This window comes from Bacillus cereus group sp. MYBK5-2, assembly GCF_051915685.1.
GTDB classification, from domain to species: Bacteria; Bacillota; Bacilli; order Bacillales; family Bacillaceae_G; genus Bacillus_A; species Bacillus_A cereus.
Genome location: NZ_JBQAFE010000003.1, coordinates 228095 through 251813, shown reverse-complemented (window position 1 = coordinate 251813; position 23719 = coordinate 228095). Strand labels below are relative to the sequence as shown.

The window sequence follows — 23719 nt, the reverse complement described above, 5'->3', positions numbered from 1 at the left end:
AAGTTGTTCTACTTTCCATGCTGTATCTTTCCAATTTCTAAAATAATTTCTTCATCTTTTTTTCCCTCTGTATTAATTCCAAGCTGCTTCGCATGCTCAATTAATAAATCATGACGCTGCTCAAATCTAGCCTTATTTACTTCTTTCGTAATTTCTTCTTTTGTTTTTCCATCACTAGAAACCCCTAGTTTCGTAGCTGCTTTCTCCATCGACTTCTTCTCTTCCGCTTCTTTCGCTTTCTTCACTTCTGACTGCTGTACTTGCTTTTGCTTCGCTTGCTCTGATTCAGCTGCAAAAGCTGTGTAAATGCCAGCACTTCCGCCAATGACTAGTAAGGTGGTAAAAAGAATTATTTTTTTCTTCACTCTTTCCTCCCCTTTCAAATTCATTATAACGCACATTTTTTAGTGTTAAAACCTATCTCCTTTATTTCCCTAAAAAAATATCACATATTTTTATTGACATGTATGATGAATATATGATAAAAATTTAACTAACATCATATGAATCGGCGTTGATAGGATTTAGTAGTATTTCGATTTCTGATTTCAGAGAGCTGGTGGTCGGTGCGAACCAGTACAGAGCGAATTATGAATTACCCCCTGGAGCTTCTTTTACGAAACGTAAGGAGTAGTGAAAGACGGTTATAGACCGTTATGTCTAAAGAGTGGTGAAACGAAACTGTTTCACAATTTAGGGTGGTACCGCGAATTTTTCGTCCCTGCATATATTGCAGGGGCGTTTTTATTTTATAAGCGCATATCATATGACCCTTTATTTTGTGATACATTCATTTCACAAGCTAGGGTGGTACCGCGATTTCTTCGTCCCTGCATAATTATATGCAGGGACGTTTTTTTATCCAATCATTTCCGTATCATATAGAAGGACTAACAATTACCGGTAATTTGTCACAAAATTCTAAATTTTAGAAGGAAATATACAATATTGGCGAATTTTATATAAAAAAGAGCTATTTCACATTACTTAGGAGGGGAAAACAATGGTTTCAAAAATTGAGTCTGTTCTTTTAACAATTTTTATCTTTTTCTGTATTGGTTTTAGTGTTATTCAATTAGAAGTTTCACCACACATCCCAATTTTATTTGGTATCGTTCTTTTATTAGCATTTGGATTCTTGAAGAAAATCTCTTGGTCTACTATGGAGAAAGGGATGATTAGTAGTATTTCAGCTGGCATTCCATCTATATTTATTTTCTTACTTGTAGGCGTATTAATTAGCGTTTGGATCGCAGCTGGAACTATTCCCACTTTAATGGTATACGGCTTCCAACTTGTATCTCCAAAAATTTTCGTTCCAACTGTTTTTGTTGTTTGTGCAATTGTTGGAACGAGTATCGGTAGTGCATTTACAACTGCTGCAACTGTAGGACTTGCCTTTATGGGAATGGGTACTGCCCTTGGATACGATCCAGCTCTTATTGCTGGTGCAATTATTTCTGGTGCATTCTTCGGAGATAAAATGTCTCCTTTATCTGATACAACAAACTTAGCGCCTGCTGTAACAGGTGTAGATTTATTTGAACATATTCGTAACATGCTTTGGACAACAGTGCCAGCTTTCATTATTGCTTTTATCGCATTTTTCATTTTAGGAAGCGGATCTGGTGGAAACGTTGATTTCTCAGCATTTATTAACACACTAGAAAAAAATGCAACGATTTCTATCGTTACACTGATTCCTATTTTATTACTGTTCCTATTCGCATTTAAAAAGGTACCCGCAGTTCCAACATTACTTGCAGGAATTGTGGTAGGGATTATTATTCTCTTTATTTTTAAACCTAGCACTTCTTTAGCTGATTTAATAAAAATTATGCAAGACGGTTATGTTTCTAAAACTGGTATCCAAGACATTGACAGCTTATTATCTCGCGGTGGCCTGCAAAGTATGATGATGTCAATTGCTCTTATTTTCCTAGCTCTTTGTATGGGAGGATTATTACAAGGAATGGGTATTATAGCGCAGCTGATGAATATTATCTCTAGCTTCGTAAAAACTAGTACACGCTTAATTATTTCTACTGCTTCAACTGCAATTGGTGTAAACTTCTTACTTGGTGAGCAATACTTATCTATCGTTTTAACAGGACAAGCATTCGCTAATAAATACGATGAAGTCGGTTTAGAACGTCGTAATTTATCACGAGTATTAGAAGATGCTGGTACAGTAATTAATCCACTCGTACCATGGGGTGTCAGTGGCGTATTCTTAACAAACGTTCTTAGCGTTCCAACATTCGATTACTTGCCATACGCAATCTTCTGTTTAGCTTGTCCAGTCGTAACCATTATCGTCGGTTTTACTGGATTCGGTCTTTCATGGAAAAAAGAAAAAGCAGTACCAGTTTCATAATATAACAAAAAGGATTACCAAATCGGTAATCCTTTTTATATTTCTCGACTATCTATTCGCTTTCTTTCTTCTAAATAACATAAGTAATCCCGCTCCAACAAACGCAAGACCAGCTCCAATTGTAGAAGCAATACTTGCACCTGTTTTCGGTAAATCACGTTCATCTTTTTCAGCTTCTTTATTTTCACTTACAGTTGTTGTTTCTTTTGTATTTTGATCATCTGTTGTAGTTTGTCCAGATCCAGTATTGTTTCCATCTTGCTTTGGTTCATTACCATTATTACCTTCTTCTGTTGGTGGTGTTGGGTTTTCTCCATTACCTGTTGGCGGTGTCGTTTGGTTTTCTCCACCACCTGTTGGCGGTGTTGTTTGGTTTTCTCCACCACCTGTTGGCGGTGTTGTTTGGTTTTCTCCACCACCTGTTGGCGGTGTTGTTTGGTTTTCTCCACCACCTGTTGGCGGTGTTGTTGGATTTCCTTCACCAGTTTCTTTATCATCATTCTTCTTCGTTATATCAATTGCATATTTAGCAAATTCATTTTCAGATGGTCCAACATATGATATCTTCCCATCTTTCTTTATATAATTTTGTGCATTTGGTGAAGAATCAAATGTTGTAATTAACTTATCTGCAACAATCGGTTTAAATGTCCAATTTTTATCTGCTGTCGGATTAATAACCGGTGTTTCTTGCATATATTTCACTATGATTTGACGTGTTTCATCTTGTGATTGGTAAATAACTTCTCCTTCACTTACACCAGGGAACGTTTTACTGCTACCGCGATAATTATTTGTAGCAACGATGAACTCTTGATTGTCAGCTACTGGCTTACCTTCATATGTCATATTTACAATACGATTCGCATTTGCATTTACAACTTTTCCATCTTTATCGTATTTCGCCGGTTGTGTTACATCAATTTCGTATTTTAAGCCATCTAAAATATCGAAGTTATATGTAGGATAGCCTATATTTACTAACGGCTGTTCTTCTGTTTTCGTTGGATCAATTTGATTAAACTGACCTGCAGACATTTCAAGCCATTCTTTCACTTGTGCCCCATTTACTTTTACAGCATATAACGTATTTGGATACACGTATAAATCTGCAACGTTTTTAATTGCTAACGTTCCAGCTGGAATATCCGTATAATATGTAGCACCGTTTCGGCCACCTGCTTTAAATGGTGCACCTGCAGATAAAACCGGAATATCTTTAATCTTTTCGTACTCTGGTTTTTTAAGTTCTTGTTCTACATACCATTTTTGCGCATTTGTCACAATTTGTACGGAAGGATCATCTTGTACTAATGAAAAATAACTATTAATTGGTGCTTTCGTTTCACCTACAGGTGTATTTACATAGTCGATTGTCGCTTGATGCTCATCTTTAATTTCATTAACTAATTTTTGATCAGATTCTACTAATGGGGTACCTTTACTATTAGCAATCGGACGAAGTTGCGGCTTAGATTGATCTTTTTGTACTTCCCATTTTCCGTTTACCTTTTTCAATTGCATATCAATAATACCTAAGTTACTACCAAAAACACCAGGCATTACAACCGGAACACCATTAAATACGTCCTTCACTTCAGTATGTGAATGTCCCATTAATACTGCATCTACGCCAGGAACTTGTGTTGCTAAATGATATGATGCATTTTCCATTTTATTCGCTTCTTTATATTCGCTCTTATCGACCCCTGAATGAGCCAATGCAACGATAATATCTGCACCCTCATCTTGCATTTTCTTCACCATTATTCTTGCTGTTGCGACGATGTCTTTCGCTTTTACTTTTCCTTCTAAGTTCGCTTTATCCCAGTTCATGATTTGTGGTGGAACAAATCCCATTACACCAATTTTCACTATTTGTTTTTGGCCTGCTTCATCCACTACTTCTTTCTTTAAAATATGATATGGTTTAAAATAATTTTCATCGTTCTCTTCCTTATCATCATGGTCAACTTTATAGACATTCGAGTTAATAACCGGGAAATCCGTTTTTTCAATCACTTCCTTTAAATAATCTAAACCGTAGTTAAATTCATGATTCCCAAGAGAGATGACGTCATACTTCATTAAATTCATTACACGATATAATGGATGTGTATAACTAGGATCCACACGATTCTTCGGATCTTTTATTTTATTCGCTACGTAATCCCCAAGCGGTGTCCCTTGTAATGCATCCCCATCATCAAATAGGACAGAGTTTTTCACTTCTTCACGTGCTTTATTAACGAGTGTTGCCGTTTGTACAAGACCTACTTTATTATCTGTTTTCGTTTGATAATAATCGTAATTCATTAAGTTAACGTGAATATCTGATGTTTCTAGAATTCGTAAGTTAACTGTACTCTCCCCAGTGTTCTCATCTGCATGAGCTGTTGCTGGCATTACTTGCGGTGCCATTACACCAATCGCAAGAGTTGCTCCAGCTAGCATTTTTTTTGACTTTTTCACAAAAAATCCCCCTTATACAATTACCAGAAATAATGAAATGAATCCCTATCTGTCTCTAACCACATACCTTTTTTCTTCTATTAGAGACACAATTTTCATTTCACCCTGCGCTAACGAGTAGTCCCCTTAAACGCCCGATTGATGAAGACTATTAATTAAAAGGAAATAAAGCTCCCACTAGTTAAAGTTTCACCTTATCTGACATTATCATATATAAAGTTCTTTCCTATCGTCAATATTTTTTGACAAACTTCAACAAATTTTCTGTAAAGTTATTATAAACTTTTCATAAACATATAATATGCCCTTACATTGCTAATACTGCTGAATATGATACAATTACCAATTACAAGGAGGATGAATTTATGAAAAAAGTCATCTTAACAATTGTTTGTCTCCTCCTTCTGATCATTTCTTATTCTTATTTTGAAAAGAACGACGAGACAAAACAAAATGAATCTGAAGAAAAAACAGAAAAAACATCTGCCCCAAATTGGATTGATAAGCAAACAAACGAATCTTTTTATCATCTTGTATTAGGTGATTCACTCGCTAAAGGATACGGATCGACACAAGGTGGATTTGCTGAATTAGCTTCTAAGCAAATAGAAGCACAAATTCATAAACCAATTACAGTAGAAAACCTTGGGGTAAACGGTCTTACAACAGATCGTCTCGCTAAAAAAGTTCAATCAGAAGATGTAAAGGAAAAAATTAGAGCAGCAAATATAATTACAATTAATATTGGAGGAAATAATTTATTTCGTTTAAATCGTGATGTTGGTGTTATAGATGGTATAAAAATGTTAAATAAAGAAAAAGCTCATTTTGAAGCGGATATAAAAAGTATTGTAAAGACAGTTCGAGATCAAAATCCGGATGCTTTACTCATTCTCTCAGAACTCTATAACCCGTTACAACTCGATGACTCCATCGCAAGTTATGCAGATATGTTTTTAGATGGCTGGAATGAATCTGTTTATTCCATTTCCAAAACAAATCAACCATCTATCGTTTTACCAATTCGCAAATTAATATCGAATGATAAAAAAGAGTTATTATTTGACCAAGTACACCCAAATGATAACGGCTATGCAATTATTGCCAATACATTTACAAAGCAAGTGTTATCCTACAAATATTAAAGCGACCATGAAACAATTCTATTTTTATAACATGTCTTTTTTGTTACAATGATAGTGGAAGGGGGCCTTTATATGGAATCACGCGAGTGGGAACGTATTGTTGATCATCTTCTTTCGCTAGTGCCTCTTTTTTATCGCAAATTTATGCTTCCTGGAGAATTTTCTTCTCAAAGACATATGCCGCCATCACATACACAAGTATTACTGCTTTTGCATGAAAACGGCACATTAGCAGTTTCCGAAATCGGCAAGCGGCTAGCGATTTCACGGCCTAACATGACACCTCTATTAAACAAACTTATTCAAGAAGAACTAATAGAGCGTCATTATAGCGAAAAAGATCGACGGGTCATTTTAATTTCTCTAACAGCTGAAGGGAAATTATTAGTAAATCAGTATCAGCAATTCATTTTAGACAAACTAAAAGAAAATTTCCAAACATTATCTGAGGAAGAGCGCGAAAAGCTCATTCATTCTCTTCAAACCATTCAAAATTTAATTTTGAAAACAAACGTATAAAGCTGCTTCTAAATAGAAGCAGCTTTATGATTCGTAATAATTACCATAGTACACATTGGAATATGGCCATGTTGTTAAATATGGTTTTTTTTCCTGTGTAGGCTGTTGTTGTGGTAATTGTGGTATTTGTGATAATTGCTGTAATTGTTGTTGCCGATATAATTCGTATTGTCTACTCGTATCATAAACCGGATAATAATTTACATATGGATATACTTGAGGTACGTAATAATAATACATTATCCTCTCCTCCTTTTTCTTAAACATATTCAAAGGAGAAAATGGATGTGACATTGTTTATAATTGTACAAGTGGTTCTCTCACTCGTTTCTTCCTTTTCTTCAAGCGTAACTTACGGTTCTTTTCGTATAAATAATGCACAACGAAATACGAAATGAGACCAAACACAACTCCTAAAATCGTCATTCCAATTAATACATACACTTCACTTTGTAATAAGCTCTTTAATATCGTAAAAATGTGACTTGAAAACAAGTCCGATATCGTAAATGGTTCATGATGAATTTTCTGTACATGAAATGGATAAATCATTTTTCCTAGCGCATACGCAAGCGGAAATAAAAATACTGGGAGAAACGATATTTTCCCAATAATATTGCCAATAACTGCCGCAGGAAAAGATCCCTTTGCTAACCTGACGATTGGATAAAATATTACATATACGAGCGATGCCGTATAAATGACTAACATTTCTAAGCCGAATCCTATAGCAAACCCTAACGATACTTTCTTTGCGCCTTCTGGCGATCGAAGCAACTTATAATATTGAAACTTTAATATTCTCCACATCCGCTGAAAAAACGAATATGTTTTCTTAGTTGTTTTCACCCTCATCATCTCTTTAACTATATTTTTATATGTAGTATGTCCTTACACACTCTGAAAAACAAATTTAGTTTTCTCTTTTATTATAAATGATATCGAAATGGTTAACTAAATATACATATGACATTTTAATATAAAAAAACCTCCCTTTTAGGAAGGCTCTTCTACATTTTTAAATAAACTCACTAATAACGCTTTTTGAGCATGCAATCGATTACCAGCTTGCTCAAAGACGATAGACTGCGGTCCATCTATAATTTTTCCTGTTACTTCTTCTTCACGATGGGCAGGTAAACAGTGTAAGAAACGATATGTTTGCTTCGCATGCTTAACAAGTTCGTTATTGATTTGGTAAGGTTGAAATAAAGAATATTTCTCTTCTTCGCCCTCTTGCCCCATGCTCATCCAAACGTCAGTATAAATGAAATCAGCTTCATTCACCGCTAATTCAGGATCATGCAAAACTTCAATTTCAGCTCCTGTTTCCTTGGCAATCGCTAACGCTTTTTTTACAATCTCTTCATTCGGTTCATATCCTACAGGCGTTGCAACAGTCATATGCATTCCGACTTTTGCACTCGCTAGCAACAATGAATGACATACATTATTTCCGTCACCTACGTAAGCCAATTTTATTCCTTTAAATGTATTTGTTTCTTCATATATTGTCATGAGGTCTGCCAATGCTTGACAAGGATGATGATCATCCGTTAAACCGTTAATAACAGGAGTACTCGATTCTTTTGCAAGCTCTTCTACATCCGCGTGCGAGAATGTACGTATCATAATCCCGTCAATATACTGCGATAATACTTTCGCAGTATCTGAAACAGTTTCTCCTCTTCCCATTTGCATCTCTTTTCCACTTAAAAACATACCATGTCCCCCGAGTTGTACCATTCCCGCTTCAAAAGATACACGAGTACGAGTTGAATGCTTATCAAAAATAAGCCCTAATATTTTGCCTTGTAATAAAGGCTCTTGCTTATTCTTTTTTAAATATATAGCGAACTCAATTAAAGAAATAATTTCTTCTTTCGTTAATTCTTCTAGTGTTAAAAGATCTTTCGTATTTAATTTCGGTACTTGTACAGTTGACATGAAACTTCCCCCTTATATGATTGATACGTTTTTTGTACAAACTACTTTTTTTATTATATATACTGCCTGTTCTAACTCTTCATTCGTGACAATGAGTGGCGGTAATAGTCTTATAACATTAGGGCCTGCTTGTAATACGAGAAGTCCTTCGTTTTCTAGTTGTTCTATAAAACTTGCAACTTCATGCTTACACTCAATCCCAATCATAAGCCCTTTACCACGTATATTTTGAATACATTCGACATGCTGTAATTCCTCTTGCAACTTCTCTAATACGTACTCGCCTTTTTCTTGTACTTCTTTTAAAAACGATGGTTTTTTACTCACTTGCAATACTTCTTTCGCTGCAGCCATCGCGATGTAATTCCCGCCAAAAGTTGAACCGTGTGATCCTGCAGTAAACGACGTTCCGAGCTCTTTCCCGCCAATCATCGCTCCGACAGGAATCCCATTCCCAAGTGCCTTTGCAACGGTAACGATATCAGGCTCTATTCCCACTTGTTCATAAGCGAATAGTGTTCCAGTTCTTCCTATCCCCGTTTGTACTTCGTCTATAATAAATAAGGAACCGAACTTATTACATAATGTTTCAATCTCTTTCAAAAAAGATAGATCAACAGGTATTACTCCTCCCTCTCCTTGAACTACTTCTACCATTACCGCCGCAACTTCTTCATTCATTACTTCCTCTAATGCTTTAATATCGTTAAAAGGGATATGTAAAAAAGATGGAAGTAATGGACCAAATCCTTCTTTTACCTTATCTTGGCCTGTTGCACTCATCGTTCCAAATGTTCTACCGTGAAAAGACTGCTGGCATGTTACGACGAGAGATTTTCCAGTATGCTTACGTGCTAACTTTAAAGCCGCTTCATTTGCCTCTGCCCCACTATTACAGAAAAACACATAATCTAATGCTCTATTTTCTGTTAATAATGACGCAACTTCTTCTTGTAAGCTGTTTGTAAACAGGTTAGATATATGCCATATATCATCAAGTTGCTCTTGTACACCTTTGAGAACAGTAGGGTGACAATGTCCTAAATTACATACGCCAATTCCTGATGTAAAATCTAAATATTCCTTACCTTTATTATCAATAACTTTCGTTCCAGTTCCCTTTACAAACTCAATAGTTCTTCTGCCATACGTTTGAAAAAGATGACTCGTCATGCAATACTCACACCTTTCGTTACCGTCGTTCCAATACACTCTCCCGTAACCTCAGTAAAATCTTTTGTACCATTCACAATACTTATCTTTTGCACTCCCATTTTTAATGATGCTAGTGCCGCCTGTACTTTTGGAATCATCCCACCTGTAATAACACCTGTTTCTATAAAAGTTGCAATTTCAGATTCATCCGTTTCCTTTACCAAATTCCCTTCATGTAATATTCCATCTACATCCGTAATAAAAACAAGCTCTTTTGCTCCTAACGCGGCCGCAATCCCAGCCGCAGCATTGTCCGCATTTATGTTATAAATTTCATTACCATTTACCCCGATTGGAGCAATAACAGGAATATACTCCATATTTATTAATCCTTTTAATAAAGCTGTTTCTACATAACTTACTTCCCCTACATATCCTATCTCTTCGCTGACAGGTTGAATTTGAAGTAAATTGCCGTCACACCCTGAACAACCTACCGCAAGTAAATTATGCTTTTGTAAATTCATTACGAGTTTTTTATTCGTACTTCCGCATAGCACCATTTGAACAACATCCATAACTTCTTTTGGTGTTATCCGTAATCCATCTCTTTTTTCTACGTTGATGTTACAATCTTTTAATTTGGCATCAATTTCTGGTCCACCACCATGAACAATCACTACTTTATACTTCTGTTGCAATTTCTTTATACATTCAAAAAACACATCATTTAATTGATTCAACATACTACCGCCGCATTTCACTACAATATAATCGCTCATCTTCTCTCTCCTTATGTACGATAACAAGCATTTATTTTCACATATTCATAGCTTAAGTCACAGCCCCAAGCTGATCCTGTCTCTTCACCTAAGTGTAAGTACACATTAATGACTATTTCATCTTCTTGTAACCTCTCTTTCATTTTTTCTTCAGAAAATGTTTGAGGCTCACTATTTTTTAATACCGATATAGATTGAAGAGTAATGTCAATTGTGTTCGGATTAATAGCTACTTCACTTTGTCCAATACTGCTAATAATTCGCCCCCAGTTTGGGTCTTCACCATGTATTGCTGTTTTCACAAGACTCGAACCGACTATTTGCTTTGCAATTTTTTTTGCCTCTTCATTCGTTTGAGCTCCTAGCACATTTACTTCTATTAACTTCGTAGCGCCTTCACCATCTTGCGCAATTTTTTTCGCTAAATCTTCACATACCTTCTGTAAAGCACCTACGAAAGTTTCCCAATCTGTATGTTCCATATTTATCGGCCTTGTTTCTGATAATCCACTTGCCATAACGATGACCATATCATTCGTAGAAGTATCTCCATCCACCGTAATTTGATTAAATGTATGATTCGTTATTTGTGATAACGCTGTTTGCAATACGTTATGCTCTATATGAGCATCTGTCGTAATAAAACTAAGCATCGTTGCCATATTCGGATGAATCATCCCTGAACCTTTTGCAACACCCGCAATCACCACTTTCTTCCCATCAATAATCATTTCATAGCAAGTTTCTTTCGTGATAAGATCCGTCGTTAAAATTGCTTCAGAAAAAGAATATGCTTCACTTTCTTCCTTCGTCGGTATAAGAGTTGCAACCCCCTTTCGGATTATATCCATCGGCAGTGGAACACCAATTACACCTGTTGAAGCTACTGCAACGTAATTTTCTTTCATCCCAAAATGTTCCGCCCCTAACACGCGCATCTCGTATGCGTCTTGTAATCCTTGCATTCCAGTACAAGCATTTGCATTTCCACTATTAACGATAATTGCTTGTAACTTCCCTTCTGCCGTTATACTATCCTTCGTTACTTGCAAAGGGGCTGCTTGTATTTGATTCGTTGTATACACAGCGGCACATGATGCTGGTACGTCACAAACGATTGCCCCTAAATCCTTTTTCTCCTTTTTCAGACCATTTACAGTACCAATTGCCGAAAAGCCTTTCGGCGTTACAATTGAACCATTTTCTAATTTTGTAATAGACGCTACTTTAATCATCATGTCCCCCTTATAGATAAAGCGGCATATGTTGTAAACCTGTTGTCTCTTCTAGTCCCGCTATTATGTTTGCATTTTGAATCGCTTGCCCAGCCGCGCCTTTCATCATATTGTCTATAACAGAAACGACCGTAACTCTTTCAGTTCTTTCATCGTAAGCTATGCCAATATCACAATAATTTGAGCCTCTCACTTCTTTTGGACTTGGAAATTTCCCTTGCGTACAAATTCGGATGAAAGGCGATTGTTCATACGTTTCTTCATACAATTTTTGAAGTTGCTTTATTTCCATCTTTTGTTTTACTTTTGCATAAAGTGTAATCATAATTCCTCGTGATATCGGTATTAAATGTGTGCTAAATGTAATTGGCTGTGATTCACTATTCCATTCTGTAAGCATTTGCTCAATCTCCGGAACGTGCTGATGCTGGTTTACTTTATAGATATGTAAGTTATCGTATAGCTCAGGAAAATGAGTCATTGTTGTTGGTGTTTTTCCTGCTCCTGATACCCCTGATTTCGCATCAATAATAATCGAATCTTCTTCAATCATGCTACTACGTATTAACGGCGCTATCGCTAGCAATGTGGCTGTAGCAAAACATCCTGGGTTTGCAATTAAATTTGCCTTTTGAATCTCAGTCCTTTTCCATTCACTTAACCCATACACTGCTTTTCTAAGAATTTCTTCTTTCGCTGCTGGCCTTTTATACCACAGTTCATATGACGAAGGATCTATCATACGAAAGTCTCCAGATAGGTCAATTACTTTTAAACCTTCTGCTACTAACTTGGGAGTTAACTCCGCCGATACTCCTGCTGGTGTTGCTAGAAATACGATTTCTGCTTCTTTCCCTATTGTCTTCACATCAATTTCTTGTAACGTATGAACGAGAACATTTCGAAGATGCGGATATACATTTGTTATACACTCACCAACTTGCGAAAAAGAATGAAGAGATGCTATCGAAAAATATGGATGTTGTTCTAATAAACGAATTAATTCAATGCCCCCATATCCAGTGGCTCCAATAATTGCGACTTTCATAAGTTCCTCCTCAAATCGATTCTTTAAATTAAGTATGATTATAATATTGTATATTTATAGAGTCAATTAAATATTTATAAATTTTCAAATCTAAAAAAACTTAATTTTATTAGAAAAACAATATACTCAACCGAATTTTTATACAAAAATAGTGCATAGTAGTTTTTTTATTTCACTTCAAGTACAATAAAACAATACATACGTACATACAGGCGGGAAAAAATATGAACGAAAAATTAATTGAGAAAATGATTATAAAAAGTTTTCAGCAATATCAATGCAGTCCAATATCAAAAGAAGATCAGGAAATGCTAGTGAAACATATTCAAACGGTGACTCATTCAAATATTGAAATTGATTTATACGAGGAGATTGAGGATATTGTTTATGATTACGTGACTGGAAAACAATAAAAAATAGGAGATTTCCATGTGGAAATCTCCTATTTTTTACTTAATGATTTACCTGCTACACGTTCAAATAAACCTGGGAATAAAGCATAAAGTTTTGGACCAATTCCCATCCACTTCGGTAAGTTTACTTCACGTTTTTTCGTGTGCATCGACTTTACGATTTGTTCTGCTACGTATGTTGGTTTTAACATGTAACGTCCCATATTCTTTACATATGTACCAGATTGATCCGCTATTTCAAAAAAGTTTGTATCTATCGGACCTGGATTAATTGCTGTAACATAAATATCTGTATTCGCTAATTCCATGCGTAAACTATTCGTAAATCCTAATACAGCATGTTTCGTTGCTGCATACGCACTTGATTTCGGAGTTGCAATTTTTCCGGCAAGTGAAGCAATATTAATAATATGTCCTTCGTTCTTGTTTACCATATAAGGTAGTACCGCTTTCGTACATGCTACTAATCCAAATACATTTACTTGGAACATATCTTTTACTTCACCCATTGACGCATCTTCAAACGTTTTAAAAATACCAAATCCCGCATTGTTTACTAATATATCAATACGTCCCACTTCTTGTAATACCTTTGAAAAAACAGACTGTACTTCCATCTCTTCACTTACATCTAGTACATAATAATAGCAAGGCGTATTATAAGTTTCTTTAATTTTGTCTACTAACGCTTGTAGTTTCTCTTCTGTTCGAGCCATTAATACTGGAGTCGCTCCCTGTGCTGCAACTTGCATTGCAACTTGCTCACCAATCCCACTAGAAGCACCTGTAATGACGATTACTTTATTTTGTAAACGTCCTGTCATTGCTGTCACCTACTTTGCATAATAAATCAATTGTTGCGATGACTCATCAATCATCACTTGTTGATTATATGCTAAATAGTCCAATTGTCCAACCGTTTCTGAAATAGTAAGTGGTAATTGTTCTTTATATAATACCGGAAATAGTTTTACACATACTTCAAATGCTGTCATTGGTTTTTCCTTTAATAACTCAAGCACTTTAAAAGCACGTGTTTCTTGCTTTTGTAATCTCGTTTCAATAAGTTGTTTCACATTTAGAACATCTTCCCCATGCCCTGATAAAATGCGTGAAATATTCATTTCGCTTAAACGCTGTAATGTTTGATTATATTGTAGTAATGGGCGTGCCCGCTCTGTTTGCCCTTCATATGGCGGTTCTAGTATTGGATTCGAAGAAATATGACTAATGAGAGCATCTCCACCAATTAATATTCCATCAGATTCTCTATATAAAGAAATATGAGTAGAAGCATGACCTGGTGTTTCAAGTACTGTAAATCCAGGCAAAGAATCAATACGATCTCCTTCTCTCACAGTATGCGTTAACGATCTATTACAAGAATATTTAAGTGTCCTCGTCGTCAATAACGACTCGTCTTTCAAAAATGCTGCTGGCACACCAAACTGTAAGGCTGTCTCTCTAAAAAATTCATGATACCGCTTTAAAAATTCTGGATTTTGTGTAATCCAAGGCTCATTCCAAGGATGTCCAATAATATTCGTCTTCTCAGAAAATATATTTAAAAGTCCACAATGATCTGCATGATGATGCGTAATGACTACTGTTTCAATATCTTCTATCGTATGTCCTAATGCACCTAATTGACTTTCTAACGCATTCCTTGCCTCTTCTGTATTCGTCCCTGTATCAATTAATGTTAATGTCTCCCCCTCAACTAAAAACACATTCACAGTTTCCACTGCAAATGGTACAGGAATCTCCATTCGGTGAATCGCCGTCATGCTTAGCCCCCCTGTCTCTTTCCGGTTCAAAAATGAATACTTCTTCAGTTTACAACTTCTATATATATTTGTCATTATTTTCAGATAAAAAGAGGTGTTTCCTATAAAAAAACGAATGTATGTACATTTATAAGAATTTCTAACCAAAATTAAAGGAGGAACATCATGTCTATTCAAAACATTTCCTTTCTCGGTGCAGGCTCTATTGCCGAAGCTATTATTGGTGGCTTGTTACATGCAAATGTCGTTAAAGGTGAACAAATTACTGTAAGTAATCGTTCTAACGAGACAAGATTACAAGAGCTACATAAAAAATACGGTGTCAAAGGTACTCATAATAAAAAAGAATTACTTACTGATGCAAATATTCTTTTTCTAGCAATGAAACCAAAGGATGTTGCAGAGGCGCTTACCCCTTTTAAAGAATACATAAATAATAACGTGCTTATTATTTCATTACTAGCAGGTGTTTCTACTGACTCAATTAGAAAACTACTTCAAAAAGACGTTCCAATTATTCGTGCAATGCCAAATACCTCCGCAGCCATTTTAAAATCAGCTACCGCTATCTCCCCTTCAAAACATGCAACAGCGGAGCATATTCGCACTGCAACATCTTTATTTGAAACGATTGGTCTCGTCTCTGTTGTAGAGGAAGAAGATATGCATGCTGTCACTGCATTATCCGGAAGTGGACCTGCTTATATTTATTACGTAGTGGAAGCTATGGAAGAAGCTGCAAAAAAAATTGGTTTAAAAGAAGATGTTGCAAAATCACTTATTCTTCAAACGATGATTGGTGCTGCTGAAATGCTAAAAGCAAGTGACAAACACCCTTCTATTTTGAGAAAGGAAATTACTTCTCCTGGTGGAACTACCGAAGCAGGTATTGAAGTATTACAAGAACATAAATTTCAACAAGCACTTATTTCTTGTATTACACAGGCAACGAAACGATCACATAATCTTGGAAAAACATTAGAACAACTAACAAAAGAAAAATAGAAAAAGGAGCTCAAGTTTATTTGAGCTCCTTTTTCTATAATTACACTTAGTTATTGTTCTTCCCAAAAATCTCTTCTTGCAGGCGACGACCAGTCGGCGTTGCTGCAAGTCCACCTTCTGCTGTTTCACGAAGTGCTACTGGCATCGTTTGTCCGATTCTAAACATTGCCTCAATTACTTCATCACATGGAATTGTACTCGTTACACCAGCTAATGCTAAATCTGCTGAAATCATCGCATTCGCAGCTCCTGCTGCATTACGTTTTACACAAGGTACTTCTACAAGTCCTGCAACAGGATCACACACTAAACCAAGCATGTTCTTTAATGAAATTGCCATCGCTGTAGCTGCTTGATCTTGTGTTCCACCAGCCATCTCAACTGCAGCTGCAGCCGCCATTCCACTTGCTGAACCAACTTCAGCTTGGCATCCTCCCGCTGCACCAGAAATACAAGCGTTATTCGCAACAACCATACCGAAAGCTCCTGCTGTAAATAAGAATTCAATCATTTCTTCACGTGTAGGCTGCAATTTTTCTCTTAGTGCAAATAGTACACCTGGCACTGTTCCAGCAGAACCTGCTGTTGGTGTTGCACAAATAATTCCCATCGCTGCGTTTACTTCATTTGTTGCAACAGCTTTGCTTACTGCATCCAAAATCGTATCTCCAGATAAGCCTTTTCCGCTCTTCATATACGCTTGAACTTTTACAGCATCTCCACCAGTTAAACCAGTTGGTGATTTCACGCCGCGAATACCACGTTCTACTGCTTGCTCCATCACGACTAAGTTCTTTTCCATACCAGCAATTACTTCTTCACGTGAAATACTTCTTGTTTCCATTTCACATTGAATCATAATTTCTGCGATTTTTACATTTTGTTCTTTAGCTTGCGCCACTAGTTCCGCTGCGTTCCGAAACATGGTGTGTCCCCCCTGCAATTATTCCATAATAGTTACTTGACAAATATTTTGTTGCGCTTTTATTTCTTCAATTACTTCATCTGCTAATAATTCATCTGTTTCAATGACCATAAGCGCTCTTCTTCCTTTTTCTTTACGAGAAACACTCATTGTGCTAATGTTAATCTCATGTTTCGCAAGGATTGAAGCTACCGCTGCAATAGCACCGAAGCGATCGTTATTTACAATAAGTAGTGCTGGGCTCGTGCCTGATAATTGAAGATCGAATCCGTTTAATTCTACAACTTCAATTTTACCGCCACCAATTGAGCAAGCAACAACTTCAATTTCATCTTCACCTTTATACAAACGAATTCTCGCTGTATTTGGGTGAGGTGCATTGGCATCTTCTTCAATGAATTCCACTTCAATTTCGCGCTCTTTTGCTATTTCTAGCGCCTCTGGAATACGTAAGTCATCTGTTTCAAATCCTAATATTCCACCGATTAGTGCTACATCCGTACCATGCCCTCGATACGTCTTTGCAAATGATCCATATAACGAAATGCTTACTCTTTCTGGTTCATGACGAAACAGCTGGCGAGCAACTTGCCCCATTCTTGCTGCGCCTGCTGTATGTGAACTTGATGGTCCAATCATAACTGGACCGATAATATCAAATACTGAGCGATACTTCATCATAACTCCCCCTAAACCTCTATGAAAAAATTTATTCTACTATTCTATTAAGCTGCTACATCTGTCGCTTTTCCAGTTGTACCACGAATTTGTTCTGCTGTACGAATTGGATAGTTTTTGAATAAAAGTAATCCAATATAACCTGAAATAATACCAGTTATCATAATACATAAGAATCTTAGCATTATTTTCATTTAAAAATGATACAAGATAATCCAGAATAAAGTCTGGTAGCAATCCAAAGTTTAACACAGAAGCCATTGCAAGCATAGCATAAACAAGTGATATAACCATTGCTAATGCAACTAAATTTGCACCCGCTATTCCGCCTAGACTACCTGCTGATGTTCTGAACTCTTTTAAAGAGTGGTGTACCAATTAAATCTCCACTACCTTATTAATAAAAAGCTTCTACTAAGGAACTCGCAATAGCTACACTTGCTAATCATATCGTTTAGCTAAAAAGTGAAAAAGACTTATGACAAATAATAGTAATATCTTTCCTATTATAATTCTCGTGTTACTCTCTCATGATTTAGTCAACTTCACTTGTTACGATAATGACTAAAATACATGCGACTTATCATAAATTATAATCTGCCCTCATTATAGCTTGTTTTTTATAAAACGCTTACTTTTGTTGAATTTTAAAAGTTCTGAATAAAAGTCCATTTCTGCTATTTGTATCACTTGTATGTCATCTGACTTATATAACAGTTTTTCTAAATAATCATTATTTCGTATTTTTATCCTATATATTCAAACCATCCTAATTTTCTGTATCATCCAAGTATAAGTATAAAATAATAACAGTTTTATTTTTAAATTTTTTTAGACATAAAAAAATGGTAACCCGCTGTTACCATTTTTTACAAAATAATTATTTTTCTACTGGGAATGATTTCAAATCTGTCGCTATTTCTGTATTAGAAAACAACTCTCTAGCCTCTTTCAATAATTCCTTATATGTATCTCCTTGATAGCGAGAACTAATGTGAGTTAATATTAGTCGCTTCGCATTTGCCTGAAGTGCAATGCTCGCAGCTTGCTTAGATGTAGAATGAAAATAATCATACGCTTGTTGCTCATCTTCTGCTGCGAAAGTCGCTTCATGGACAAGTACATCTGCATCTTGCGCAAGCTCCCTACTCGCTTCGCAATATCGCGTATCACCTAAGATAGTAATAATTCTTCCTTTTTGAGGTGGGCCGATAAACTCATTTCCATTTAATATCGTGCCATCCTCTAATTCAACTACTTCACCATCTTTTAAACGTTTAAAGATTGGACCTGGTTTCACACCCATCTCAAGCAACTTATCAACTAAAAGAGCACCTTGTATATCTTTCTCTACAATACGATATCCAAAGCATTCTATACCGTGTGACAATCTTTTCGTTTCTACATAAAATTCATTATCTTCAAATACGGTACCTTCTTCTGTTATCTCCACAACTTCAAGTGGATATTTCACATGTGTCGTACTTACCGATAATGCCACTTCAATAAATTGTTTAATTCCTTTCGGTCCATACACCGTTAAAGGCGTAGTTCCTCCTTGAAATGAACGGCTACCTAATAAACCAGGCAATCCAAAAATATGATCGCCATGTAAATGCGTAATAAATATTTTTTCAATGCGGCGCGGACGTACAGATGTATGTAATATTTGATGTTGCGTGGCCTCACCACAATCAAATAACCAAGTTTGTCCTCGTTCTTCTAACAATTGTAAAGCAATTGCTGAAACGTTCCTTCCTTTTGAAGGAACACCTGCACCAGTTCCTAAAAATACAAATTCCACTTTCTTTCCTCCAGCTCTAAATATACTCTATCTCTCATCTTACGGAATGTTATTTCAAATGGCAAATTGAATTTACATAACCAAACATCTAGACAACTATATAACACGAACGTTATACTCAAAAAAATTAGCTATCGTTCGTGTTTTGTGTTAAAATAATTATACTACATTTTAAGGGAGCGTTTTATTATGAAAGAAGTATTTCGTTTACAAACTGATTTTTCATCTTCATTTGATCGCTGGGTAAGTTCTTTCGTGTCTGATCACCCAGCACAATTAGAATGGACAACTTTAAAGGAATTAATCCATGAATATACAACATCACATACAAATGATACGTTACCAGCATATATTTCTTCAGCTTTAACATATTACGCCCAACGCGTTTCAACTACAAACAGTTCAGAGATTGTTATTTTTGAAAACCCTACAATCTCGTAATCTATAATAAAAAAGCACTGGTTACAGTGCTTTTTTATTTATACTTATTTAACAAATGATCATATTCCATCCAAAAGTCGGTATACATACTTCGCTCAAACTCATCTAAAATTATCTTTTCACTTGATTTATTGAATAATTCTTTTGCCTGTAGCGCAAAAGAAACAATTTGTTTTCTATATTCATTTTCATTTACTTCTATATGAAGCCCTTCATAGTATATAGCCTTTTGATCAGTAGAAATAACTTTGACAAAATCCTTTAAAACCACATTTTCACCTATATGGTTTATAGTCCAATGAATTGAAATTGGGCATCCTAACATGAGCATAGTGCCACATCCGTGCAAAATAAGCCCCTCTTCATTTTCAATATCACAAATATATTCTTTATCTAAAGTTCGTAACAAAGCTAAAGCTGATTCACTTATTCCCCATTCCTCATCCATACCTGTTTGTGTAATAATCGTTCCATCCACATTTAAATAAATTTCCCCGTGAGAACATAAATCTTCCTGCTCATTAAACAACCACTTTTGATTCTCAATATTTATAATAAAATTTTGTGGTACCATTACAAATTCCCCTTTTATAAAAATATTTATTTTTCATATTATTTATAATCAATATCATACATTTCATCCCACATATCTATTATAAATCCGTTTAATATTTTAAAAACACAGATAAAAAAGATATTGACACTACAATTTTACAGTGCTAACATTCAACATGTAATTGAATATGGTCTCTGTTAGGTGAGGCTCCTGTATAGAGAAACGCTGCTGCCCAAAAATGTCGAGAGACGCCAATGGGTCAACAGGAAAGGTCGGAATGAAGGCCTTTTTTAATGTAGCTGGTTTCAGTACCTATGCTATACAGTGCTAAAACTCAACGAGGGAGAGGTGCATGTATTTTGTCATACACAAAAACTGTTTTTATTTATGTCTACTAACAGTCTTTGTTGTGGACTCTTTTAACTGCGAATTCAGACCTTTACTCGTTTTGAGTAAAGGTCTTTTTACGTCTATATGCACCTTACTATGAAACAAACATAGCATATCAGAAACTACTAAATTGTACGGAGGTGAGGAGCAGTTGGCAATTGATGATTCGGCCCAGATACCCATACGTTTTACATTCATATTTCATCATGTAGGTAGGAAAGAAACTGTTCCTCACCATTTCAAATAGTTAGGTAACAGATTGTTTCCTCCTTCATGACAGAGGAGGAACTACCGATGTTTAATTTACAAAGACAAGAAACAAAGCATGCTTATGAGCAAGATAGCATGAAAACAAATAACGAATTATTAGTGGAGGTTGCAACACAAGATGTAAGCTCTGCGTTAAAACTTTTAGAAACAACACAAGATGGATTATCTAAACAAGAAGCGTCTCGTAGACTTTCTTTATATGGTCCGAACGAAATAGCTCATAATAAAATGGCGCCGTGGTACATTCAATTTCTGTCGGCATTTAAAAATCCATTTATTTTCGTTTTATTAGCTCTTGGAGCACTCTCCTTTTTCACGGATGATATGCAAGGAACAATTGTCGTATCTGCAATGGTACTACTTAGTGCAACAATTCGGTTTTCCCAAGAATTTCGTTCTCAAAAAGCTGCCGATAAGTTAAAGGCTATGGTTCGAACAACTGCGAGCGTATTTAGAATAAATGGATTTGTACATGAAACAAAAAATGTAACGAATTTAAATCGAAATTACACAACAGAAATTCCAATTGAGGAACTTGTACCTGGCGATATCATTTCCCTTTCAGCCGGTGATATCGTTCCAGCTGATGTGCGTATTGTATCCGCTAAAGATTTATTTGTTAATCAATCTTCTTTAACAGGGGAAGCACTTCCTGTAGAAAAATACGAACACTGCTACCATACAGAAAATAAGCATATCTTACCGACAAACATGAAAAAAAATTACAATCCACTCGATATGGAAAACCTTTGTTTCATGGGAACAAATATTGTAAGTGGTAGCGCAAAAGCTGTTGTCATCTCAACAAGTACCGATACGTATTTCGGCTCTTTAGCCAATAAGGTAATTGGAAAGCGTGTAGAAACAAGCTTTGATAAAGGTGTAAACAAAGTAAGCTGGCTCTTAATTACATTCATGCTTATTATGGCACCTATTGTCCTTCTCATTAATGGATTCACAAAAGGTGATTGGCAAGAAGCTTTCTTCTTCGCTATTGCCGTCGCTGTCGGCCTTACACCTGAAATGTTACCGATGATTGTAACTGCTAATTTAGCTAAAGGTGCCGTTAACATGTCTAAACAAAAAGTAATTGTAAAACAGCTAAATTCTATTCAAAACTTAGGTGCTATGAACATTCTTTGTACAGATAAAACCGGAACTTTAACAGAAGATAAAGTTGTCCTTGTTCGTCACTTAGATCCCAAGGGAAATGAATGCAATCGCGTCTTGCAATTTGCCTATTTAAATAGTTTCTATCAAACTGGATTGAAAAATTTAATAGATAAAGCTGTTATTAAGCATACAGAGGAAAACAATACATTTAATCCATCAGCTTTTCAAAAGCTAGATGAAATTCCATTCGATTTCGCCCGCCGGCGTATGTCAGTCATCGTAAAGGATATTTCAGGTGAACATACAATGGTTTGTAAAGGTGCCGTAGAAGAAATTTTATCAATTTGTAACTACACTGAAGTGGATGAAAAAATCGTTCCACTCACCGAGGAAATACGTTCAAATGTCAAAAAACTAAGTGAGACACTAAATAGTGAGGGTATGCGGGTTATTGCTGTGGCTTATAAAAAAGATAGAAGAATAAATGATACAGAGTACGCAGTAAAAGACGAAACTGATATGATTCTCGCTGGATATATCGGCTTTTTAGATCCACCGAAACCATCTGCAGCAGCTGCAATTCAAGCATTACAAAAACATGGTGTACAAGTGAAAATTTTAACTGGCGATAACGAAATTGTTACAAGAAAGGTTTGTAAAGAAGTTGGATTAGATATCTGCGAACCAATCCTCGGTTACGAGATTGATTCTTTACCAGATAAAGCATTAGCAAGACTTGCCGAAGAAACGACTGTATTTGCGAAGCTTAATCCAATGCAAAAATCTCGTATTATACACGCATTACAAGGAAATGGACACACTGTAGGTTACATGGGAGACGGCATTAACGATGCTGTAGCATTACGTGAAGCTGATGTCGGAATATCTGTTGATACTGCTACTGATATTGCGAAAGAAGCTTCCGATATTATTCTACTCGAAAAAAGTTTAACTATATTAGAAGCAGGGATTTTAGAAGGACGTACTACATTCGGAAATATTTTAAAATATATTAAGATGACAGCTAGCTCTAACTTCGGTAATGTGTTTAGCGTGTTAGTAGCAAGTGCTTTCATTCCTTTTTTACCGATGCTTGCCATTCATCTTTTAATTCAAAACTTACTTTATGATATTTCACAACTTTCTATTCCATGGGACAAAATGGATAAAGAGTTTCTAGAAAAACCACGAAAATGGGATACTGCAAACTTACGAAACTTCATTATTTGTATCGGCCCAATTAGTTCTATATTTGATATTATCACATACGTAGTCATGTGGAATGTATTTGGTGCAAATACACCAAGCGAGCAATCATTATTCCAGTCCGGTTGGTTTGTCGTTGGATTGTTAACACAAACTTTAATTGTTCACATGATAAGAACACAAAAGATTCCATTTATCCAAAGCACTGCATCAACACCAGTCGTTTTATTAACCGCTCTTATTATGGCAATCGGGATTTATATTCCATTCTCACCACTTGGTGCAGCCGTTGGTTTACAAGCATTGCCACTTAACTATTTCCCTTGGTTAGTAGGAATACTATTAGGCTACGCTTTTTTAACACAATTCCTGAAAAAGCTTTATATTAAAAAGTTTCATAGCTGGTTGTAAAAATAAGAATGAGTGGGTATCCCCCGCTCATTCTAAAAAA

General features: G+C 35.8%; 22 protein-coding genes, 1 riboswitch and 1 other annotated feature. Of the genes, 7 read left to right on the top strand and 15 right to left on the bottom strand.

Annotated features, from left to right (window positions below; genetic code table 11):
- Positions 1-8: 8 nt before the first annotated feature.
- Positions 9-365 (bottom strand): hypothetical protein, encoded by a 357-nt coding sequence (locus ACTFP3_RS13650; RefSeq protein ID WP_000726896.1) that lies wholly within the window; start codon positions 363-365, stop codon positions 9-11.
- Between the two features lie 140 nt (positions 366-505).
- Positions 506-726 (top strand) — a binding site (T-box leader).
- A 277-nt stretch (positions 727-1003) separates the two neighbouring features.
- On the opposite strand from ACTFP3_RS13650, the gene nhaC reads away from it, so the two are divergent.
- Entirely contained in the window at positions 1004-2377 is a 1374-nt protein-coding gene (gene nhaC / locus ACTFP3_RS13645; protein WP_000253731.1) for a Na+/H+ antiporter NhaC, read from the top strand.
- 48 nt (positions 2378-2425) lie between these two features.
- Here the strand turns inward: nhaC and cpdB are convergent, their stop codons facing one another.
- A complete protein-coding gene (cpdB, locus tag ACTFP3_RS13640) occupies positions 2426-4849 on the bottom strand; it encodes a bifunctional 2',3'-cyclic-nucleotide 2'-phosphodiesterase/3'-nucleotidase (protein ID WP_440010716.1) in 2424 nt (807 codons plus the stop codon).
- Between the two features lie 365 nt (positions 4850-5214).
- On the opposite strand from cpdB, the gene ACTFP3_RS13635 reads away from it, so the two are divergent.
- Together ACTFP3_RS13635 and ACTFP3_RS13630 are read left to right on the top strand one after the other, a co-directional pair.
- Entirely contained in the window at positions 5215-5994 is a 780-nt protein-coding gene (locus tag ACTFP3_RS13635; RefSeq protein ID WP_000755851.1) for a GDSL-type esterase/lipase family protein, read from the top strand.
- A 72-nt stretch (positions 5995-6066) separates the two neighbouring features.
- Complete coding sequence (locus ACTFP3_RS13630; RefSeq protein ID WP_000445819.1) at positions 6067-6513, top strand: MarR family winged helix-turn-helix transcriptional regulator; 447 nt, start codon at positions 6067-6069, stop codon at positions 6511-6513.
- 24 nt (positions 6514-6537) lie between these two features.
- On the opposite strand, the gene ACTFP3_RS13625 is transcribed toward ACTFP3_RS13630, so the two are convergent.
- The 7 genes from ACTFP3_RS13625 to argC form a co-directional block, all read right to left on the bottom strand.
- Positions 6538-6753, bottom strand: a complete 216-nt coding sequence (locus tag ACTFP3_RS13625; protein ID WP_000291956.1) for a hypothetical protein — start codon at positions 6751-6753, stop codon at positions 6538-6540.
- Between the two features lie 57 nt (positions 6754-6810).
- Positions 6811-7371 (bottom strand): DUF2062 domain-containing protein, encoded by a 561-nt coding sequence (locus tag ACTFP3_RS13620; protein WP_002005691.1) that lies wholly within the window; start codon positions 7369-7371, stop codon positions 6811-6813.
- Between the two features lie 138 nt (positions 7372-7509).
- Positions 7510-8460, bottom strand: coding sequence for an ornithine carbamoyltransferase (argF, locus tag ACTFP3_RS13615; protein ID WP_440010714.1), 951 nt, complete (start codon positions 8458-8460; stop codon positions 7510-7512).
- Between the two features lie 12 nt (positions 8461-8472).
- Positions 8473-9633, bottom strand: a complete 1161-nt coding sequence (locus ACTFP3_RS13610) for an acetylornithine transaminase (RefSeq protein ID WP_000200540.1) — start codon at positions 9631-9633, stop codon at positions 8473-8475.
- The gene (gene argB, locus ACTFP3_RS13605; RefSeq protein ID WP_001286797.1) at positions 9630-10397 is read right to left on the bottom strand and encodes an acetylglutamate kinase; all 768 of its coding nucleotides are present in this window, start codon (positions 10395-10397) and stop codon (positions 9630-9632) included. The genes ACTFP3_RS13610 and argB overlap by 4 nt, the downstream gene beginning before the upstream one ends.
- Before the next feature lie 11 nt (positions 10398-10408).
- The gene (gene argJ, locus ACTFP3_RS13600; protein ID WP_000598402.1) at positions 10409-11632 is read right to left on the bottom strand and encodes a bifunctional glutamate N-acetyltransferase/amino-acid acetyltransferase ArgJ; all 1224 of its coding nucleotides are present in this window, start codon (positions 11630-11632) and stop codon (positions 10409-10411) included.
- Positions 11633-11642: 10 nt separating this feature from the next.
- On the bottom strand, positions 11643-12680 hold the full coding sequence (gene argC, locus ACTFP3_RS13595; protein WP_000861258.1) for an N-acetyl-gamma-glutamyl-phosphate reductase: 1038 nt from the start codon (positions 12678-12680) through the stop codon (positions 11643-11645).
- 224 nt (positions 12681-12904) lie between these two features.
- Here argC and ACTFP3_RS13590 point away from each other — a divergent pair, with 224 nt between their 5' ends.
- A complete protein-coding gene (locus ACTFP3_RS13590) occupies positions 12905-13093 on the top strand; it encodes a YqzH family protein (RefSeq protein ID WP_001003222.1) in 189 nt (62 codons plus the stop codon).
- A 29-nt stretch (positions 13094-13122) separates the two neighbouring features.
- Here the strand turns inward: ACTFP3_RS13590 and ACTFP3_RS13585 are convergent, their stop codons facing one another.
- Together ACTFP3_RS13585 and ACTFP3_RS13580 are read right to left on the bottom strand one after the other, a co-directional pair.
- On the bottom strand, positions 13123-13917 hold the full coding sequence (locus tag ACTFP3_RS13585) for an SDR family NAD(P)-dependent oxidoreductase (RefSeq protein ID WP_000147794.1): 795 nt from the start codon (positions 13915-13917) through the stop codon (positions 13123-13125).
- Between the two features lie 9 nt (positions 13918-13926).
- Positions 13927-14880 carry an MBL fold metallo-hydrolase gene (locus tag ACTFP3_RS13580; protein WP_000125119.1) on the bottom strand — a complete coding sequence of 318 codons (954 nt, stop codon included), beginning with the start codon at positions 14878-14880 and terminating at the stop codon, positions 13927-13929.
- A gap of 165 nt (positions 14881-15045) precedes the next feature.
- Here ACTFP3_RS13580 and proI point away from each other — a divergent pair, with 165 nt between their 5' ends.
- On the top strand, positions 15046-15885 hold the full coding sequence (gene proI, locus ACTFP3_RS13575) for a pyrroline-5-carboxylate reductase ProI (RefSeq protein WP_000027249.1): 840 nt from the start codon (positions 15046-15048) through the stop codon (positions 15883-15885).
- 46 nt (positions 15886-15931) lie between these two features.
- On the opposite strand, the gene sdaAA is transcribed toward proI, so the two are convergent.
- The 3 genes from sdaAA to rnz all read right to left on the bottom strand — a co-directional run bounded on the left by sdaAA (position 15932) and on the right by rnz (position 19292).
- Complete coding sequence (sdaAA, locus tag ACTFP3_RS13570; protein WP_000489461.1) at positions 15932-16810, bottom strand: L-serine ammonia-lyase, iron-sulfur-dependent, subunit alpha; 879 nt, start codon at positions 16808-16810, stop codon at positions 15932-15934.
- Between the two features lie 18 nt (positions 16811-16828).
- Positions 16829-17488 carry an L-serine ammonia-lyase, iron-sulfur-dependent subunit beta gene (gene sdaAB / locus ACTFP3_RS13565; RefSeq protein ID WP_000877445.1) on the bottom strand — a complete coding sequence of 220 codons (660 nt, stop codon included), beginning with the start codon at positions 17486-17488 and terminating at the stop codon, positions 16829-16831.
- 880 nt (positions 17489-18368) lie between these two features.
- A complete protein-coding gene (gene rnz / locus ACTFP3_RS13560; RefSeq protein ID WP_000397455.1) occupies positions 18369-19292 on the bottom strand; it encodes a ribonuclease Z in 924 nt (307 codons plus the stop codon).
- A gap of 189 nt (positions 19293-19481) precedes the next feature.
- Here rnz and ACTFP3_RS13555 point away from each other — a divergent pair, with 189 nt between their 5' ends.
- Positions 19482-19733 carry a DUF3932 family protein gene (locus ACTFP3_RS13555; RefSeq protein ID WP_000665709.1) on the top strand — a complete coding sequence of 84 codons (252 nt, stop codon included), beginning with the start codon at positions 19482-19484 and terminating at the stop codon, positions 19731-19733.
- Positions 19734-19767: 34 nt separating this feature from the next.
- Here ACTFP3_RS13555 and ACTFP3_RS13550 read toward each other — a convergent pair whose 3' ends face one another.
- Positions 19768-20307 (bottom strand): hypothetical protein, encoded by a 540-nt coding sequence (locus ACTFP3_RS13550; RefSeq protein WP_033696454.1) that lies wholly within the window; start codon positions 20305-20307, stop codon positions 19768-19770.
- Positions 20308-20475: 168 nt separating this feature from the next.
- Positions 20476-20643, top strand: a riboswitch (M-box (ykoK) riboswitch).
- A 330-nt stretch (positions 20644-20973) separates the two neighbouring features.
- On the opposite strand from ACTFP3_RS13550, the gene mgtA reads away from it, so the two are divergent.
- Complete coding sequence (gene mgtA / locus ACTFP3_RS13545) at positions 20974-23679, top strand: magnesium-translocating P-type ATPase (RefSeq protein WP_440010710.1); 2706 nt, start codon at positions 20974-20976, stop codon at positions 23677-23679.
- Positions 23680-23719: the final 40 nt, after the last annotated feature.

Coding starts and splice junctions, on each gene's coding strand:
- nhaC (WP_000253731.1), top strand. CDS start 1,004: ATGGTTTCAAAAATTGAGTCTGTTCTTTTAACAATTTTTATCTTTTTC.
- ACTFP3_RS13635 (WP_000755851.1), top strand. CDS start 5,215: ATGAAAAAAGTCATCTTAACAATTGTTTGTCTCCTCCTTCTGATCATT.
- ACTFP3_RS13630 (WP_000445819.1), top strand. CDS start 6,067: ATGGAATCACGCGAGTGGGAACGTATTGTTGATCATCTTCTTTCGCTA.
- ACTFP3_RS13625 (WP_000291956.1), bottom strand. CDS start 6,753: ATGTATTATTATTACGTACCTCAAGTATATCCATATGTAAATTATTAT.
- ACTFP3_RS13620 (WP_002005691.1), bottom strand. CDS start 7,371: ATGATGAGGGTGAAAACAACTAAGAAAACATATTCGTTTTTTCAGCGG.
- argF (WP_440010714.1), bottom strand. CDS start 8,460: ATGTCAACTGTACAAGTACCGAAATTAAATACGAAAGATCTTTTAACA.
- ACTFP3_RS13610 (WP_000200540.1), bottom strand. CDS start 9,633: ATGACGAGTCATCTTTTTCAAACGTATGGCAGAAGAACTATTGAGTTT.
- argB (WP_001286797.1), bottom strand. CDS start 10,397: ATGAGCGATTATATTGTAGTGAAATGCGGCGGTAGTATGTTGAATCAA.
- argJ (WP_000598402.1), bottom strand. CDS start 11,632: ATGATTAAAGTAGCGTCTATTACAAAATTAGAAAATGGTTCAATTGTA.
- argC (WP_000861258.1), bottom strand. CDS start 12,680: ATGAAAGTCGCAATTATTGGAGCCACTGGATATGGGGGCATTGAATTA.
- ACTFP3_RS13590 (WP_001003222.1), top strand. CDS start 12,905: ATGAACGAAAAATTAATTGAGAAAATGATTATAAAAAGTTTTCAGCAA.
- ACTFP3_RS13585 (WP_000147794.1), bottom strand. CDS start 13,917: ATGACAGGACGTTTACAAAATAAAGTAATCGTCATTACAGGTGCTTCT.
- ACTFP3_RS13580 (WP_000125119.1), bottom strand. CDS start 14,880: ATGACGGCGATTCACCGAATGGAGATTCCTGTACCATTTGCAGTGGAA.
- proI (WP_000027249.1), top strand. CDS start 15,046: ATGTCTATTCAAAACATTTCCTTTCTCGGTGCAGGCTCTATTGCCGAA.
- sdaAA (WP_000489461.1), bottom strand. CDS start 16,810: ATGTTTCGGAACGCAGCGGAACTAGTGGCGCAAGCTAAAGAACAAAAT.
- sdaAB (WP_000877445.1), bottom strand. CDS start 17,488: ATGAAGTATCGCTCAGTATTTGATATTATCGGTCCAGTTATGATTGGA.
- ACTFP3_RS13555 (WP_000665709.1), top strand. CDS start 19,482: ATGAAAGAAGTATTTCGTTTACAAACTGATTTTTCATCTTCATTTGAT.
- ACTFP3_RS13550 (WP_033696454.1), bottom strand. CDS start 20,307: ATGGTACCACAAAATTTTATTATAAATATTGAGAATCAAAAGTGGTTG.
- mgtA (WP_440010710.1), top strand. CDS start 20,974: ATGTTTAATTTACAAAGACAAGAAACAAAGCATGCTTATGAGCAAGAT.